At 71.2% G+C, this 15,613-nt stretch carries 16 protein-coding genes; 14 read left to right on the forward strand and 2 right to left on the reverse strand.

All coding sequences use genetic code 11. From position 1 onward, the window contains the following. Positions 1-50: 50 nt before the first annotated feature. Positions 51-488 carry a hypothetical protein gene (locus IW245_RS02930; protein WP_197001655.1) on the reverse strand — a complete coding sequence of 146 codons (438 nt, stop codon included), beginning with the start codon at positions 486-488 and terminating at the stop codon, positions 51-53. Between the two features lie 247 nt (positions 489-735). Here IW245_RS02930 and IW245_RS02935 point away from each other — a divergent pair, with 247 nt between their 5' ends. After that, the gene (locus IW245_RS02935) at positions 736-1,374 is read left to right on the forward strand and encodes a DinB family protein (protein WP_233473176.1); all 639 of its coding nucleotides are present in this window, start codon (positions 736-738) and stop codon (positions 1,372-1,374) included. A gap of 301 nt (positions 1,375-1,675) precedes the next feature. Here the strand turns inward: IW245_RS02935 and IW245_RS02940 are convergent, their stop codons facing one another. Further along, the gene (locus tag IW245_RS02940) at positions 1,676-2,431 is read right to left on the reverse strand and encodes a hypothetical protein (RefSeq protein ID WP_197001656.1); all 756 of its coding nucleotides are present in this window, start codon (positions 2,429-2,431) and stop codon (positions 1,676-1,678) included. Positions 2,432-2,719: 288 nt separating this feature from the next. On the opposite strand from IW245_RS02940, the gene IW245_RS02945 reads away from it, so the two are divergent. The 13 genes from IW245_RS02945 to IW245_RS03005 all read left to right on the forward strand — a co-directional run bounded on the left by IW245_RS02945 (position 2,720) and on the right by IW245_RS03005 (position 15,558). Then, complete coding sequence (locus tag IW245_RS02945; RefSeq protein WP_197001657.1) at positions 2,720-3,223, forward strand: hypothetical protein; 504 nt, start codon at positions 2,720-2,722, stop codon at positions 3,221-3,223. Then, the gene (locus IW245_RS02950; RefSeq protein WP_197001658.1) at positions 3,223-4,614 is read left to right on the forward strand and encodes a hypothetical protein; all 1,392 of its coding nucleotides are present in this window, start codon (positions 3,223-3,225) and stop codon (positions 4,612-4,614) included. Before IW245_RS02945 ends, IW245_RS02950 begins: the two co-directional genes overlap by 1 nt. Continuing rightward, the gene (locus IW245_RS02955; protein ID WP_197001659.1) at positions 4,611-6,134 is read left to right on the forward strand and encodes a vWA domain-containing protein; all 1,524 of its coding nucleotides are present in this window, start codon (positions 4,611-4,613) and stop codon (positions 6,132-6,134) included. Before IW245_RS02950 ends, IW245_RS02955 begins: the two co-directional genes overlap by 4 nt. A 14-nt stretch (positions 6,135-6,148) precedes the next feature. Next, a complete protein-coding gene (locus tag IW245_RS02960) occupies positions 6,149-7,261 on the forward strand; it encodes an ATP-binding protein (RefSeq protein ID WP_197001660.1) in 1,113 nt (370 codons plus the stop codon). Then, positions 7,258-10,017: a DUF5682 family protein gene (locus tag IW245_RS02965; RefSeq protein ID WP_197001661.1), complete on the forward strand. Its 2,760-nt coding sequence runs from the start codon at positions 7,258-7,260 to the stop codon at positions 10,015-10,017. Before IW245_RS02960 ends, IW245_RS02965 begins: the two co-directional genes overlap by 4 nt. Positions 10,018-10,104: 87 nt before the next feature. Further along, entirely contained in the window at positions 10,105-11,556 is a 1,452-nt protein-coding gene (argG, locus tag IW245_RS02970; protein ID WP_197001662.1) for an argininosuccinate synthase, read from the forward strand. A gap of 144 nt (positions 11,557-11,700) precedes the next feature. Then, positions 11,701-11,946, forward strand: a complete 246-nt coding sequence (locus IW245_RS02975) for a recombinase family protein (protein WP_197001663.1) — start codon at positions 11,701-11,703, stop codon at positions 11,944-11,946. Positions 11,947-12,152: 206 nt separating this feature from the next. Beyond that, positions 12,153-12,617 (forward strand): hypothetical protein, encoded by a 465-nt coding sequence (locus IW245_RS02980; RefSeq protein WP_197001664.1) that lies wholly within the window; start codon positions 12,153-12,155, stop codon positions 12,615-12,617. Continuing rightward, positions 12,614-13,033 (forward strand): hypothetical protein, encoded by a 420-nt coding sequence (locus tag IW245_RS02985; RefSeq protein ID WP_197001665.1) that lies wholly within the window; start codon positions 12,614-12,616, stop codon positions 13,031-13,033. The genes IW245_RS02980 and IW245_RS02985 overlap by 4 nt, the downstream gene beginning before the upstream one ends. A gap of 146 nt (positions 13,034-13,179) precedes the next feature. Further along, the gene (locus tag IW245_RS02990) at positions 13,180-13,734 is read left to right on the forward strand and encodes a DJ-1/PfpI family protein (protein ID WP_231398633.1); all 555 of its coding nucleotides are present in this window, start codon (positions 13,180-13,182) and stop codon (positions 13,732-13,734) included. A 121-nt stretch (positions 13,735-13,855) separates the two neighbouring features. Then, entirely contained in the window at positions 13,856-14,467 is a 612-nt protein-coding gene (locus IW245_RS02995; protein WP_197001666.1) for an HIT family protein, read from the forward strand. 172 nt (positions 14,468-14,639) lie between these two features. Then, positions 14,640-15,050 (forward strand): DUF4440 domain-containing protein, encoded by a 411-nt coding sequence (locus IW245_RS03000; protein ID WP_197001667.1) that lies wholly within the window; start codon positions 14,640-14,642, stop codon positions 15,048-15,050. A gap of 64 nt (positions 15,051-15,114) precedes the next feature. Next, a complete protein-coding gene (locus IW245_RS03005; protein ID WP_197001668.1) occupies positions 15,115-15,558 on the forward strand; it encodes a group II truncated hemoglobin in 444 nt (147 codons plus the stop codon). The last annotated feature ends 55 nt before the right edge of the window (positions 15,559-15,613 follow it).

Genomic DNA, 15,613 nt, shown 5'->3' on the forward strand with positions numbered 1-15,613 from the left:
TGTAGCTGGATGTGCACTCCTGATCAAACGGGTCCTGACCCCGGCGTCAACTAGGCCTGGTTGAACAGGTGCTCCGTGGGGCTGTAGTCAATCTTCCAGTCCGTGTAGACGCCCAAGGAGTTATCAGTCAAGCAACGGAGCCCGACGCTGATCCAGCGCACATCTTGGCCGTCGCGCAGGGCGAACCCTACGGCCACAGTGAACTCGTCGCCGCCGCATGGACACTCGCACTCACCCGGATCCGCTTCGGTCCAATACTCGGCGCTGTCGGCGATGAATGCGGCAACTCCACAATTCACGCAAACTCGCTGGGCGCAGCCTTCCTCATCGTCGAGGGCGACGCGGAACGAGTAGCCGCCGCATGGGCGACACGTGGACTCGACCACGGTGTCGACCGGATAGCCGCCAGCCTGAAAGTGGCGTATGAACTCGGCGAGGTCGGCAAACTCCTCACCGCGCCACATTTTGCCTGACTTGTTCAGCGTCACCGCGACAGTCTGTCCGATGGCACCATGCTGGGCGGTTGCGGTAGTCGCGGGCGGCCCCAGGCTGACGGCCATCGGTGGCCACACCGGCACGAGAACGGCGGCGTCGAGCCTAGGTCAATGACGGGGCCAACTCGCCCCACCTGCCGGCGGTCGCGTGTGCGCGCTGGACGGCAGGGTGGTGGCGGCCGAGGGCTTGGGCAATGTCCGGCATCGGTCGGCCGTGGTGAGGGCCGGGTAGCCTCTCCTGGTGATCAATTCCTCCGTGCTGCCGCTGGCCGCCGCCGACGTCGACCGCGTCGTCAGCGCGGCCGTCGACGCCCTGACCGGGGCCCTCGATGAGGACTGGACCCGCCCCGCCGCAGGCCTCGACTGGTCCTGCTGGGAGACCATCGAGCACACCGCCGACGACCTGTTCGCCTACGCCGGCCAGATCGCGCCGAAGCGCCCGGCGCTGACCGGCCACGTCCCGTTCGCCTGGCAGCGCAAGCGCCCCGACGGCCCGGCGGCCACGATCTTCGGCGACCCGGCCTACGGCCAGGCCGGACTGCTCCAGGTCCTCGACGCCAGCGGCGCGCTCCTCACCGCGATGGTCGCCACCGCCGACCCCGCGACCCGCGGCCACCACATCTTCGGGGTCTCCGACCCGGACGGGTTCGCGGCGATGGGAGTCGTTGAAGTCGCCGTCCACACCCACGACGTCGCGGGCGCGCTGGACCTCTTGTGGTCCCCGCCGACAGATGCCTGCGAGCGCGCCCTGCGCCGGCTGTTCCCGCAGGCACCGCACGACACCGACCCGTGGGACACCCTCCTGTGGGCGACCGGCCGCGGCGAACTCCCCGGCCACCCGCGCCTGGCGGAGTGGCGCTGGTACGGCGAACCCCGCTGAACCGTCGTGTGCGACGAAGGCGGGGCCAGCTACAACCGTCACACCCATCCAAGCCCGCCACTTCCGATGGAGCCAGTTTCGATTGCCTGGAGCCACCGGGCGACGTCAGAGCCAGCGGGGCCGTGACGCAGCCGGCCGCCGATGGAGAGGTGAACGCGGTAACTCGGCCGGTCAGGGCTGACACGGTAGACGTCGCCCTGGATCGGTCCGGAGTCTCAGCGCAGGGCGAGCCCGCCGCCGGTCGCGGCAGACGCACGGACGACCCGCACCGAAGTGCGGGCCGTCCGTGTACGCGAAGGGGTTACAGTGCCCCGAGCACGGCGTCGGGGGCCTCGACCACGTCGGCGGCCGGCGGCGCGCTGACGGTGACGGGCTTGCCCACCTCGGTGTACTTCACCGTGATCTCGCCGGCGGTGCCCAGCGAGACGCTCAGCTTGGTCAGCCGGCCCTGCGCGTCGACGTTCGCGGTGAAGGCGGTCTTGGTGACGTCGCCGAGCTTGAGCTGTTCCAGGCTGGAGACCCCGCCGAGCTTGGTCAGGTCGACCGTGCCGTAGTAGGCGCTGGCGTCGAGTCGCTCGGCGGTCGCGATCGCGCCGAGCAGGGCGGCGGTGTTGGACGGGTCGGCGAGCTGCTTGCGGGTCTTGCTCGCCTCCGGCAGCTTGTCGAGGTTGATGTGCTGCCACTTGTCGGTGGCGCCCGCGATGCCCTCGAACCGGATCCACAGGTCCTTGTCGATCATCACGATCCTGGTGGCGATCTTCTGGCCGGCTGCGGTGATGGTGGTGTCGAGCGCGATCTTCTTGCTCGCCGGGTCGGCCTGGCCGGCGCTGGTGACGGTCTGGCCGGCCGCCAGCGCGGTGTCCACACTGAACACCAGCGGCTGGCCGTCCAGCTTCTTCATGGCGGCGGTCAGGGCGTCCTTGGCCGCGACCTCCGGCGTGGCGGAGGCGGACGGGGCCGCCCCCTTGGCCGAGGGGGAGTCCTTGGTCGCGCACCCGGCGGCCAGCGGCACGGCGGCGGCCAGGGTCAGGGCGACAAGGGTGGTACGGATCTTCACAGCGGTTCCCTCCGTGTACGGCGCGGCGGGGTGTGAAGCCCGCGCCGTGGACGGACGGTAACCAACAACCAGTCCGGGTGTCGTCCGGATTACGGCCTTCAGTGGCCATCGTCACGCCCGGGAACCAGGGGCCGGACGTGCGGCTCACTCGCGAGCCGGACCCCCGGCCAGGGTGACCCGCGGTGACGGTGCCGACGGTCCCGAACCGGTTTTGTCGGTGGCCGTGGGTATGTTCATCCGCGCCTCGCCGATCGGCGCGGCGCGTCCCTCGCGAAGGAGTCTGGTGCGGTGTCAGCCTGGGAGGAGTCGAGTACGGCACGGGTGGTGCCACCCGCGAGGCCGCGCAAACTCGCCAAGGTCCCGTTCGTCGAGTTGGCCGACGGTCGCCTGCAGGGCGTGGTGTCCAGCGGGTCGGACATCGAGCGGGTCTACGTCTCCTCGGTGGCGGCCGGCGACCACGCCTTCTCCTGCAGTACGAACAACAACCGGCCCTGCGGCGGTGCCAGGGGCTCGTTCTGCAACCACATCCTGGCCCTGATCACTGAGGCGGTCCTGCAGTACGGGGCCGAGCGGGTCGCCCGGTACCTGCGGGTGGACCTCGCCGACGCCGAGCCGGACGCGGGAAGCATCGCCGCCGGCATGTCCCGCAACCGTCCGGCGCAGGCCGACAACTCCGCCGCGGCACCGGTGTTCAGCCGGTTCCTGCGCCACCTGGCGTACCTGGAGCTGGCCCCGAGCACCGCGCCACTGCCCGAGACGCAGTGGTTCCCGACGACGAGGACGGTGGCGTGATGCGCGCGGACCTGCTCACCGACCCCGTCGCAGGGCTGGATGAGGCCCTGGCGGTGGTCGACGGGTTCGACCGGGCCATGGTCGGCGGCCTGCTGCGGCCACAGCCAGTCCAGGCGGCCGGCCTGGCCGGGCTCGCCGACGCCGTGTCGGGTACGCCGCTGGCGTCCCGGGTGGCCGAGGCGGCCGCGAAGGCGACGGCCGGGGCCGCCGGCGAGGAGCACCTCCTCGCCCTCGCCGCGGCCCGCACCGCCCTGCTCGGTTCCGTGCACGACGCGCTCATGGCCCGGGTCGGCGAGGCGACCGGCCGCACCGGTGCGCAGCCGGTCCTCCCGGCGACCCCGGGCACGGCACCCGCGCCGAACCTGCTCGCCGCGGCCCGCGCCTGGCTGGCCGACCTGGCGCGCGCCGGGTGGCAGGGCCTCGACCACGAGCTGGTCTCCGGGGCCGCGCCGGTCGTGTCCGCGATGCTGCCGGACCTTGCCCTGCGCCGCCTGTCGACGCTGCTCGACGGGTTCGCAGCCGAACTCGCCGCGTCCTGTCCGGGTGCCACCGCGGACGGTTTTCCCGTGCGCCGGTGGGCCGACCTGTGGACCCGGGCCATGCTGCTCACCCAGCCCGGGGCGGCCGACGCGCCGGCCACGGCCGTCGTGACGGGCCGGCTGCTGCCACTCGGCGTCGACCTGCACGAGCACGCCACCGCCGCGCACGCCGAGGTGCACGCGCTGTTCGAGCCGGCCGACGGCGGGACGCCCCGCCTGGTGCGGGCAGGGGTCTTTGCGCCCAAGCCCGACACTGTCGTCGGCGCCGGGGTCTGGCAGCTGCTCCGCCCGCACCTGTCCCTGCTGGCGGCCGTGAGCGAGGGCCGCTCGATGGACCTGACGGGCATGCCGGTCACCGCCGAGGGCGACCTGGTGTGGGACGAGGAGCGCGCGCGGGTGGGTGAGCCAGCCGACCCGTTCGCGACGGCCCGGGTCGTGCTGCCCACCGCGACGGCCATGGCGGTCGTGCCGCTCGACCGGCACCCCGTCCGGATCGCGGTGCCCGTGTTCCTCGAGGGCTACGCCGCGCACGCCGATGACGACGCGCTGACGTTCACAGTCGCCGGGCACCGGCTCGCCGTGCGCACCGACCGGATTCCGGCCGCGGGCCCGCTGACGCCTGAGGCCGTGGCGGCGTCCCGTGCGTGCATCGGCCTGCTGCGCTGGGACGCCGGGGAGTTCTTCCTCCAGCCGCTGGCCGTGGAGACCACCGTCAAGAAGAAGGTGCTGGCCGTGCACGCCGGGGGCTGGGCCGGCGGCACCACCGACAAACTGGGTGCCAAGGCCGAGAAGGCGGCCACAGAGGCCGTGGCCGTGCTGCGCGAACGTGCGGGAAGGCTACTGAGGACATGACGGAACCGACCCCCGAGGAGAACCGCCGCCAGGTGCTGTACTGGCGGCTGCTCGCCCGGCTCTTCGACCCCGAGGAGCAGGCCGCCCTGGAGTCGGCGAGCCTGGCCGTCGTCGAGGACATCGGCCTGCCCCCTGCGCTGCTGGACCCGCAGGCGTCCGTGGACGCGATCGTGCAGCGCAGCCCGGAGCTGGCCGCCGAGTTCGACGGCCTGATGGTGCGCGAACCCGACCCGGGCGCGCGGGAACGGGCCGGCCAGGTCCCCGACGAGAGCGGCCCAGACCTGACCGACGAGGCCGACCCGGACCTGACCGACCAGAGTGGCCTAGATCGGGTCGAGCAGAGTGGCCCGGACAGGGCCGGCGAGGGTGGCCGGGACCGGGCCGGCGAGGTGCGGCGCGCGGCGCTGGTGTCGAAGGTGCTGCTCAACGTGTTTGCCACCGGTTCGGGCACCGTGTCCGCCGGGCAGTTGGCCCGCTGGCAGTCCGACGCCGGCTGGCTGGAACGCGCGCTCGGCTGCCAGCCCGGCGACCTTCGCGGCGGACGGTCCCGGGCCGGGGGCGCAGGCCGTGGCGTCAGCCCGACCGGGACCGGCGGGAACCGGGCGACGCCGGACCTCAGCCGGCTGATCCCGCAGATCGGCCCCGAGCTGGGCGCACTGGAGGCCGACCTGGTCAAGCGGATGCACCTGCGTGAGGTGCTCGCCGATCCCGCGCTGGCCTCGCGGCTCACCCCGAGCATGTCGCTGATCGAGCAGCTGCTGCGGGACAAGAACAACCTGTCCGGCCTCGCGCTGGCCAACGCGAAGTCACTGATCCGCCGGTTCGTCGACGAGGTCGCCGAGGTGCTCAAGACCCAGGTGGCGAAGGCCTCGGTCGGCGCGCTGGACCGCTCGGTCCCGCCCAAGCGGGTGTACCGCAACCTCGACCTCGACCGCACGATCTGGAAGAACCTCACCAACTGGAGCCCGGAGGAGGAGCGGCTCTACGTCGACCGGCTGTACTACCGGCACACCGCCCGCAAGACGACGCCGTCGCGGCTGATCGTGGTGGTGGACCAGTCCGGCTCGATGGTCGACTCGATGGTCAACTGCACCATCCTGGCTTCGATCTTCGCCGGGCTGCCGAGGGTGGACGTCCACCTGATCGCGTACGACACCCAGGCGCTGGACCTGACCCCGTGGGTGCACGACCCGTTCGAGACCCTGCTGCGCACCCAGCTCGGCGGCGGTACCGACGGCACGGTCGCGATGACGCTGGCCCAGCCGAAGATCGCCGAGCCGCGCAACACCGTGGTGGTGTGGATCTCCGACTTCTACGAGTCGCGGTCCGAGCCGCTGTTCGAGAGCATGGCCGCCGTGCACCGCTCCGGGGCGAAGTTCATCCCGGTCGGCTCGGTGACCAGCGCCGGTCGCGGCAGCGTCAACCCGTGGTTCCGGGAGCGCTTCAAGGACCTCGGCACCCCGGTGCTCTCCGGCCACATCCGCAAACTCGTCCACGAACTCAAGACGTTCCTCACCTGAGAAAGGGTCCAGACGTGTCTGACCTGTTGCGCGCCCCCGCCGAGCTCAAGTACGCCGAGGAGCTCGACTGGCTGGAGTCGATCGACGACGGCCCGAAGCCGTTCGCCTGGCGACTGTCTCCGAAGATGGTCCGGCTGTTCATCCTGGGCTCCGAGCGGGCCGACGGCCTCGACCGGGAGGTGACCCAGAAGTGGTACGGGGACCGCAGCTTCGTCGAGCGGTCCATCGTGACGCTGGCCTCGGACCGGGGCCTGCTGCTGATCGGCGACCCGGGTACCGGGAAGAGTTGGCTGGCCGAGCTGCTGGCCGCCGCGATCAGCCGCAACTCCACCCTCGTGGTGCAGGGCACGGCCGGCACCACCGAGGACCACATCAAGTACTCGTGGAACGTGTCCATGGTGATCGCCAAGGGCCAGTCGCGCGAGTCGATGATCCCCTCGCCGATCATGACGGCGATGGAGACCGGGGCGATCGGCCGGTTCGAGGAGCTGACCCGCTCCACCAGCGACGTGCAGGACGCGCTGATCTCGATTCTGTCGGAGAAGTACGTCTCCGTGCCCGAACTCGACAGCGACAACATCGTCTTCGCCAAGCCCGGCTTCTCGATCATCGCCACCGCCAACAGCAGCGACCGGGGCGTCAACGACCTGTCCTCGGCGCTCAAACGCCGGTTCAACTTCGTCCGCATCCCGGTGGTGACGAACAAGAAGAGCGAGGCCCAGATCGTCAGGTTCCGCACCGAGGAACTGCTGCGTCGGCACCAGATCGAGCTGGAAGTGCCGCCGACCCTGCTGGACGTGCTGCTGCAGAGCTTCGCGGACCTGCGCGCCTCGGCCGCCTCGGCCGGCAGCGACGACGAGAAGTTGGAGTCGGCGCTGTCCACGGCCGAGCAGATCGGGGTCCTGGAGGACGCCATCCTGCACAGCAACTTCTTCGGCGACCGGCAGCTGTCCGCGCACACCCTGGCGTCCTCGTTCGTCGGCTCGCTGACCCGGCGGGAGCCGGAGGACCTGGCGATCCTCAACAAGTACCTGCACGGCGTGGTCGAGCCGCGAAGCAAGGACGAGGGCGGGGCGTGGCCGGAGTTCCTGGCGGGCGGGCGCGACGCGATCGCCACGCTGTCGTGAGCGCTTTCGACGGGCTGCGGGGTCAGTTGCAGCAGGCGGCCGCGACGTTCGCCGACGGGCCTGACGCGCTCGAGGGCATCCTGCTCGGCATCGTCGACGACGTCGACCGCGCGGTACGCGAACCGCTGGAGATCTTCCCCGTCTGCCACCATTCGCCGGCCTCGGCGGTGGCGATGGCGCGCCGGCTGCGGGAGAAACAGCCGAAGGTGGTCTACCTGGAGCTGTGCGAGGACATGGCCCCGCTGCTGCCCGAACTGCGCAACTGCCGGCTCCCTGTGGCCGTGCAGGCCTACGCGACCGAGGTCGACGGCTTTCCGGTCGACTGGTCGCCGCTGTCGTTGGTCGCGCCGATCACCGAGGCGTCGGCGGAGTACCAGGTCATCGCCTACGCGCTGGACACCCCGGGCGTCGAGCTGGTGCTCGTCGACCGTTCCTCCGACCACGTGTTCCAGTGGGAGCCGCGCGGCGCGCCCGCCGAACCGGCGGACCCCGCCGCGCCCGTCGAGGAGGAGGCCGCACTGCACGGCGACGCCGTCGGGGTGGAGATCGGCGACCTGCGGCCGCGGTTCGCCGAACTGGAGGAGCATCTGCTGCACCACGGCCGGGTTCGGCACTGGTCGGAGTGGTGGCACCAGTACGTCGAGCTGCCCCTCGGCGACAGCGACCACGACACGTACCGGCAGGTGATGCTGTTGATCGGCAGCCTGTTCCGCCGGCTGGCCCCGGGGGACCCGGACAAGGTGCGGGTGGATGAGGACCGCGAGCGTCACATGTGGACCAGGATGCGAGAGCACCTGGCCGCGACCGGGACCGACCCGGCCGACTGTCTCTACGTGTGCGGCGCGTTCCACGCGGCCAGCCGGGTCGAGGAGTTCGGCGTGCACGGCGCCGACACGTTCACCGTCAGCCCGCGCACCGCCACCCGCTGGCAACACGGCCTGATCCCGTCGAGCCACGCGGCGATCGAGGCGCAGTTCGGCCTGGCAGCCGGCTCCGTGTCGATCGCCGCGACGACATGGACGACCAACCTCAAACGCACGGGGGTACGACCGTTCCGGCTGGCCGGGCAGGCCGCCGGCCGGACGGTGAAGCCGCTGCCGGCACCCGGGCCGCAGGTTCCGCCCGCAGACCGGCTGTCCGGCTTCCTGCGCCGACCACCGGTCCTCGACGCGCTGGATGAGGCCGAACTCCTCGGCTGGTCCGTGGAGGTCGTCCGGGCCGCCCGGCGCAACGGCTATCTGGCGTCGACCGCCGACGCCATCGCGGTGTTCGAGACCTCGATCCTGCTCGCCGGGATGCGCGACCGGGCCAGGCCCACGCCGTACGACTTCCAGGACGCCGCCGTCACCTGCATCGAGAAGGACACCGTGCCGGGCCGGCGTGACGTGCGCCGCCTCGTCGAGATCATGATGGGCGGCGACCGGATCGGTCAGGTCGGCTACGACGCGCTGCCGCCGCTGGCCCGCGACGTGCACGACCGGCTCTCGGCGCTGAACCTCACGCTGACCCAGCGCGGCGTGCAGCGGGCCCTGCTCGACATCGCCACGCGGCCGGAACTCGGCCGGTGCTCCGACGTGCTGTGGATGCTGCGGTACCTGCTGCCGCACGGCGCGGCCCGACCCATCATGGGGGAGCGCCGCCTCGGCGAGCGGCCGATCCAGGAGTCCTGGGACCTCGCGCTGGGCACCCACCAACGGGCCCTGATCGAACTCGGGTACGAGGGCGTCAGCATCGAACAGGTGCTGGAGCAACGCCTGCGGCGCGCGGCGTACGGACCGCAGGCGACCGCAGCGACAGTGCTGGAGGCGGTCGAGGACGCGACCTTGTATCTGGGCGGCCGTCGGCTCGCCGACGAGCTGGGCACCCGGGCACTGGAGGTGCTGGCGGCCGAACGCACCGTCGACGGCGCCCCCGAGGTGCTGCGCCGGGTGCGCCGCCTGCTGGCGTACTACCGGACCAGCGAACCGCAGCTCCCGCCGTGGATCGGCGCGTTCGTCACGACCGGGTACGCGCACTACTGCACCCTGCTGCCGACCGCGTTCGCCGACGAGGACGCGACTGTCGGCCAGGTCGCCGCGATGCTCGGGTTCCTGTTCAGCATGGAGAGTCTGGCGCTGTCGTTGGGCTGCGACCGGACCCAGCTGGAGCTGGCTGTCGCCCAGTCCCATCCGCGGGAGCCGTCGAAGGTGGCCCTGCTGTGGGCGGCGCAGGTGCACCTCGGCAGCCTCACCCGCGCGGAGCTGCGGTCCCGGTGCGACGACCTGCTGGCCGACCCGCTGGCGCTGCCGGCCTATCCGCGCTACCTGAGCGGGTTCGTGCACGCGCTCGAGCCGGTGCCGGGGCTGACCGACGTGGTGGTGGAGGCGGTGTCGAACGCGTTCGGCCGGCTGCCCGACCCCGTCCTGCTGCCGTGGCTGCCCACGTTGATCTCCACCCTGCGGTCCGGCGGCACCGAACTCGCGCCGCTGCTGATCCGTGAGGCCGGACGGACCTTCCCTGGCCGGCTCGCCGCGTTGGACGCGTGGGTGCCGCCGTGGCGAGCCCGGCCGGAGGTCAGGCCCGGCCTGCCGGTGGCGGGGGCGGGCGGAGTCTCCCTGCTTGCGGCCCATCCCGCGACCTGCGACGCGCTGGCGGCCCTGCTGGGCTGCGACGGGGCATGGCAGGCGGCGGGCCCGGGTGCGGGTGGCGGCGCGGCACTGGTCGGGCGGTATCCGGACACGGCCGCCGCGCTGGAGGTGCTGCTGGCCGCCCGGTGAGGCCGTAGGTGCGGGATAATCAAGACATATGTACCCACAGGTCACCCCGGATTTGCATGGCTATTCAGGATGCTGCATACTTCTGCCATGTCTAAGGTGCTTGGTTCCCTGCCTGTTGGTGAACGTGTCGGGATCGCCTTCTCCGGTGGTCTCGACACCTCGGTCGCCGTCGCGTGGATGCGCGAGCGAGGTGCTGTGCCCTGCACATACACCGCCGACATCGGGCAGTACGACGAGCCGGATATGGCCTCCATCCCCGGCCGCGCCGAGGCGTACGGCGCGGAGATCGCCCGGCTGGTCGACTGCCGGGCCGCGCTCGTCGAGGAGGGCCTGGCCGCGCTGGCCTGCGGGGCGTTCCACATCCGCTCCGGTGGCCGCACGTACTTCAACACCACCCCGCTCGGCCGGGCCGTCACGGGCACCCTGCTGGTCCGGGCGATGCTCGACGACGGCGTGCAGATCTGGGGCGACGGCTCCACGTACAAGGGCAACGACATCGAGCGGTTCTACCGGTACGGGCTGCTGGCCAACCCGTCCCTGCGGATCTACAAGCCGTGGCTGGACGCCGACTTCGTCACCGAGCTGGGCGGCCGCACCGAGATGTCGGAGTGGCTGCTCGCCCGGGACCTGCCCTACCGGCACAGCACCGAGAAGGCCTACTCCACCGACGCCAACATCTGGGGCGCGACGCACGAGGCCAAGTCCCTCGAGCAGCTCGACGTCGGCATCGAGCTCGTCGAGCCCATCATGGGCGTGCGGTTCTGGGACCCGGCCGTGGAGATCGAGCCCGAGGACGTGACGGTCAGCTTCGTGCAGGGCCGGCCGGTGGCGATCAACGGCAAGGAGTTCGCCTCCGCCGTGGACCTGGTGCTGGAGGCCAACGCGGTCGGCGGCCGGCACGGGTTGGGCATGTGCGACCAGATTGAGAACCGGGTGATCGAGGCCAAGAGTCGCGGCATCTACGAGGCCCCGGGCATGGCGCTGCTGTACGCGGCCTACGAGCGGCTCGTCAACGCGATCCACAACGAGGACACCGTCGCGGCGTACCACAATGAGGGTCGGCGTCTCGGCCGCCTGATGTATGAGGGCCGCTGGCTCGACCCGCAGGCGCTCATGCTGCGCGAGTCGCTGCAGCGTTGGGTCGGCTCGGCGATCACCGGTGAGGTCACGCTCCGGCTCCGGCGTGGCGACGACTACTCGATCCTGAACACCACCGGCCCCGCGTTCAGCTACCACCCGGACAAGCTGTCGATGGAGCGCACCGAGGACTCCGCGTTCGGCCCGCTGGACCGGATCGGCCAGCTCACCATGCGCAACCTCGACATCGCCGACTCCCGGGCGAAGCTGGAGCAGTACGCCCGGCTCGGCATGGTCGGCGGCCAGCCGCACCCGGCGCTGATCGGCGTCGCGGAGCCGGCATCGACCGGGCTGATCGGCGCGATGCCGGAGGGCGGCGCCCGGGCGATCGCCTCCCGGGGCCGGGCGGGCGACAACGACGAGCTGCTCGACGCCGCCGCCATGGAGTCGGGCACGGACTAGCCACACCAGCGAGTGAACAGCCGCCCGGTCATGTGCCGGGCGGCTGTTCCGCGTCGCCTGCCCGGCTGACGGGCACCACCGTATGCGGACATTCGGCCGGCACGCTGGTGATAAATAGGGGTGCTGGAAGCCTAGGCTGAGGGCGTGACGACTCTTTCGCGGCCAGGTGTGTCGGCGGGAATGGCCCGCGCCAGAGCGCTGGGCGTCCACGTCGGCCGACCCCGGGTGGCCGCGGACGCCACGGTCGACAGGGCTGGTGAACTGCGGGGCGAGGGCTTGTCCTACCGCCAGATCGCCGAGCGGCTGGCCGCTGAGGGTGTGCCGACGCTGGGCGGCAAGAGCTGGACGAAGGACGCTGTGGTGTACCTGTTGAAGCGGTCGTCGTCATGACGATCGAAGCCGCTGGCCCTGTCTATGATTTCGACTCCGCCCTCGGAGTAGGGCAGGCCCTCGCGGACGCGGCGGGCGGAACACCGGCGCATCTGGTCCGCTCGGACGGAACGTCGGTGTTGGTGCACAGGACGGCTCCCAGCTTCCCGTTGTCGGCTCTCCCGGTCGGTGTGGTCGCCCGAGAGGGAGCCCTACGATGGCGGCGGGTGACGAGCCAGCCGGGTGTCGAGTCCACGGTCGCTGGGGGCTGGGGCGAGACGGTGGAAGTGCTCGGCGCCCTGGAGGACGCGGCGCGAGGGAAGGTCGCGCATCTGATCCGCGGCGACGGCCTGTCCGTCGAACTGCGATCGGACAACGTGGCGGAGGATACGGGCGCGGACGAGGAGCCGGGCGGCGTGCTGGGGCAGGTGCGCCGGTTGCGTGACCGGATCGTCCAGGCGGAGCCGGATCCGGAGCGCCGCAAGCTCTACGCCCGCTCGCTGACCTTGTCACACTACCGCGACAGCCATGACGGCCGTCTTCCCGAGCTGGCGGACTACGTGGCGCAGCAGCGGACGATGGCCGCGCTCACCGGGCTGGACGACGCGGGGATACGGCAGGCCGCGCACGAGGAACTCGTCGCCGACCGCGTCGCATTGGAGGCGTTCCCGCTGCCGGATCACACGACGTGACCTACGAGTACGTCCTCGATGTGCCCGTGTTACGCGCCATTCTCGCTGGAGATCTGGATCTCGACGCGACCGCGGCACGACGGAACGCGCGGCTGATCGTGGCCCGGGGAGTGCTGGAGGCGCTGGTCGAACGCACCCGACTCGACCAGGTCGGGGCGCTGGAACGGATGGCGGCCAGGGCGCAGCGGCATGACGTGCACGACTTCGTCGAGCACAGCCCGCACCTGGATGTGGCTGTGGCCGCCGCGGTGGCCTGGCTCCGGGACGCGGCCCATGTCGCCGACCCGATACTGGGCCTGCTCGTCGCCGTCGCGCGGACCCGCGATCCGGCCGCGTGGATCGCCACCACCGAGGAACGTCAGGTGCCGATCAACAGGGCGTACCCGACGCAACGCCTCCTGGGGCTGCAGATCTGAATCGGCCGCACGCCACCGGCCCACGTCCATGAGCACGCGGACTTCCCGGCTCCGTGGCGACGTCTGTCCAACAGTGACTGACCGTTGCCTCGTGTACACCAAGCGGAGCATGATGGGCACACCTGACCAGACAGAAGGGACTGATCATGGCCAAAGTGCTCATCGTCACCGGGGACGCCGCCGAGGATCTGGAGGTCATGTACCCCTACCAGCGCCTGCTGGAGGACGGCCACGAGGTGCGGATCGCCGCGCCGGCCGTCAAGCGACTCCAGTTCGTGGTGCACGACTTCGTGGACGGGTTCGACACGTACACGGAGAAGCCCGGGCGGACCTGGCCGTCCGACGTCGCGTTCGCCGACGTCGACCCGGCGGAGTACGACGCCGTGGTGATCCCGGGCGGCCGCGCGCCGGAGTACCTGCGCAACAACCCCGACTGTCAGCGGATCGTGCGGCACTTCGTCGAGGCCGACAAGCCGATCGCGCACCTGTGCCACGGGCCGCTGATCGTGGCGGCGGTCGGTGGGCTGGCCGGGCGGCGCGCGGCGGCGTACCCGGCGCTGGCCGCCGACGTGGCCGCCGCCGGGGGCGAGTTCGTCGACGGAGAGGCGGTCGTGGACGGCACCATGGTGTCGGGCCGGGCGTGGCCGGACCATCCGGCGTGGATGCGCGAGTTCATGACGGTGCTCCGCGCGAAGAGCTGACCACACGATTCGGGTAGGGGGCGAGTCGCGCGACCGGGCCGGTCGCAGGCTCGCCTCGGCGTCTCCGTGGCCAGGCCCGGCCAGTTGATCATGACTGGCCGGGTCGTACTAGTCTTCGGGCATGGCCTTGAATCCGGATGAGTTCTACGCCCACGCGGTCGCCGCCGCCGACCAGGAACACCGCCTGCCGTTGGCACGCATGACGGAGTGGGACATCAGCCCGTTCGAGTTGGAAGGGCTGCGCGTGTCGCCGTTGCGGCCGCCGGTTCTGCCCGAGCCGGCCCGGCACGGCGAGGACCCGTCGGACTGCCGCGCGTGCCGTGAACGGGACACGGGGATCTGGTTCAACGACAACTGGCGGCTGCGCAGGATCACGGGCGTCGGCGTGCCGCTGGTGCTCATGCTGTACCCGCGCGACCACTACGACATGGCGGACCTGCCCGACGAGCTGGCCGCGGAACTGGGACTGCTGAGCACGCGCATCGTCCGCCACATCCAGGCGGTGCCGCACATCGCGCGGGCCCACGTCTACCGGATCGGGGACGGCGGCGCGCACCTGCACGTCTGGTTCTTCGCCCGGCCCGAGGGTCAGGCGCAGCTGTACGGTTCCTGGCTGCCCGTCTGGGACGACCTGCTGCCGGAGTACCCGGCGGCGGTGGCGGACGCGGACGCGGCGATCGTGGCCGACGCCCTGGTCGCGTCCTCGGGAGGCCGCCGGTCGGCCACCGGCTGACCCCGCTGGCAGGGTCGGTGGCGCGCGACGCCACCGGCCCTCACGCGCGCGGGATCAGCGCCAGACCGGCCTCGTACACGTCATCGGGTGTCAGGTTTTCGACCCGGGCGGCCGCGAGCACGTCGTCCGGCACAGTTGTGTCCCGTGAATCACCGCCAAAATGATGTGGGGAATGATGATGGAACAGGCTCTGATCGACGCGATGTGGCGCTACCTCGACGCCGGCCTGGCGCTGGACATCGACGCGCTCGACGCCCTCTACGACGACGACTTCGAGAACCTGCGGGTCGACCTGTCCGGCCAGGCCGTCACCCTCACCAAGGCGATGTTCCTGGCGCGCTTCCGGGCCATGCGCGAGCAGGGCGACAAGCTCGAACCGACCGACGACGTCACCTTCCCGGCCACCACGGTCTTCGGCGACCACGCGTCGGTCATCATGCGCCGGGTGAAGGACGGCGAGCCGGTGCTCTACACCTTCGTGTGGCGCCTGGAGGACGGTCGACCCGCCACGATCCTGCGGGAGATCACCTTCGACAAGGACGTGAGCTACCTCGTCGCGATGCTGGCCCAGCGACAGGCCTGACTCCCGGGCTGCGGTGCCGGTTGACGGGCCGGTCTTGCCGCGCCGACTCTGGCATGGTGGAGTAATGCAGAGCGTGTATGAGGCAGCCGGCGGCAGTGAGGGCCTGCTCCGGCTGGCCGAGGCGTGGCACTCCCGGGTGATGGCCGACGAGGTGGTCAGCCACGCGTTCAGCCACGGATTCCACCCGCGGCACAACGAGCGGCTCGCCGCGTACTGGGGCGAGGCCCTCGGCGGGCCCACCGCGTACTCCGACGCCTACGGGGACGAGACCTCGGTTGTGCGGACGCACAGCGGCAACGGTCCGCACGAGGAGATGGACCGCCGGGCGATCGCCTGTTTCGACCAGGCGCTGCGGGACGTGGGCATCGGGGCCGAGCCGCTCCGGCAGGTGCTGCACGACTACTTCGCCTGGGCCACCGCGACGATGGCGCAGTACCACGAGTCCGCTGACGACGTCCCGGACGGATTGGGCATTCCGCGATGGTCATGGGACGGTCCGAAGAGTTGACTTCGTTGATAGTGGATCAGGCGGCGAGCGGTTCGAGTCCCTTCGGCGCAAACAG

The organism is Longispora fulva (genome assembly GCF_015751905.1).
Taxonomy (GTDB): domain Bacteria; phylum Actinomycetota; class Actinomycetes; order Mycobacteriales; family Micromonosporaceae; genus Longispora; species Longispora fulva.

What these genes read in the sequence shown, in the direction of transcription:
- IW245_RS03005 (WP_197001668.1), top strand. Translation starts at nt 15,115, where the DNA reads ATGCAGAGCGTGTATGAGGCAGCCGGCGGCAGTGAGGGCCTGCTCCGG.
- IW245_RS03000 (WP_197001667.1), top strand. Translation starts at nt 14,640, where the DNA reads ATGATGATGGAACAGGCTCTGATCGACGCGATGTGGCGCTACCTCGAC.
- IW245_RS02990 (WP_231398633.1), top strand. Translation starts at nt 13,180, where the DNA reads ATGGCCAAAGTGCTCATCGTCACCGGGGACGCCGCCGAGGATCTGGAG.
- IW245_RS02955 (WP_197001659.1), top strand. Translation starts at nt 4,611, where the DNA reads ATGACGGAACCGACCCCCGAGGAGAACCGCCGCCAGGTGCTGTACTGG.
- IW245_RS02995 (WP_197001666.1), top strand. Translation starts at nt 13,856, where the DNA reads ATGGCCTTGAATCCGGATGAGTTCTACGCCCACGCGGTCGCCGCCGCC.
- argG (WP_197001662.1), top strand. Translation starts at nt 10,105, where the DNA reads ATGTCTAAGGTGCTTGGTTCCCTGCCTGTTGGTGAACGTGTCGGGATC.
- IW245_RS02950 (WP_197001658.1), top strand. Translation starts at nt 3,223, where the DNA reads ATGCGCGCGGACCTGCTCACCGACCCCGTCGCAGGGCTGGATGAGGCC.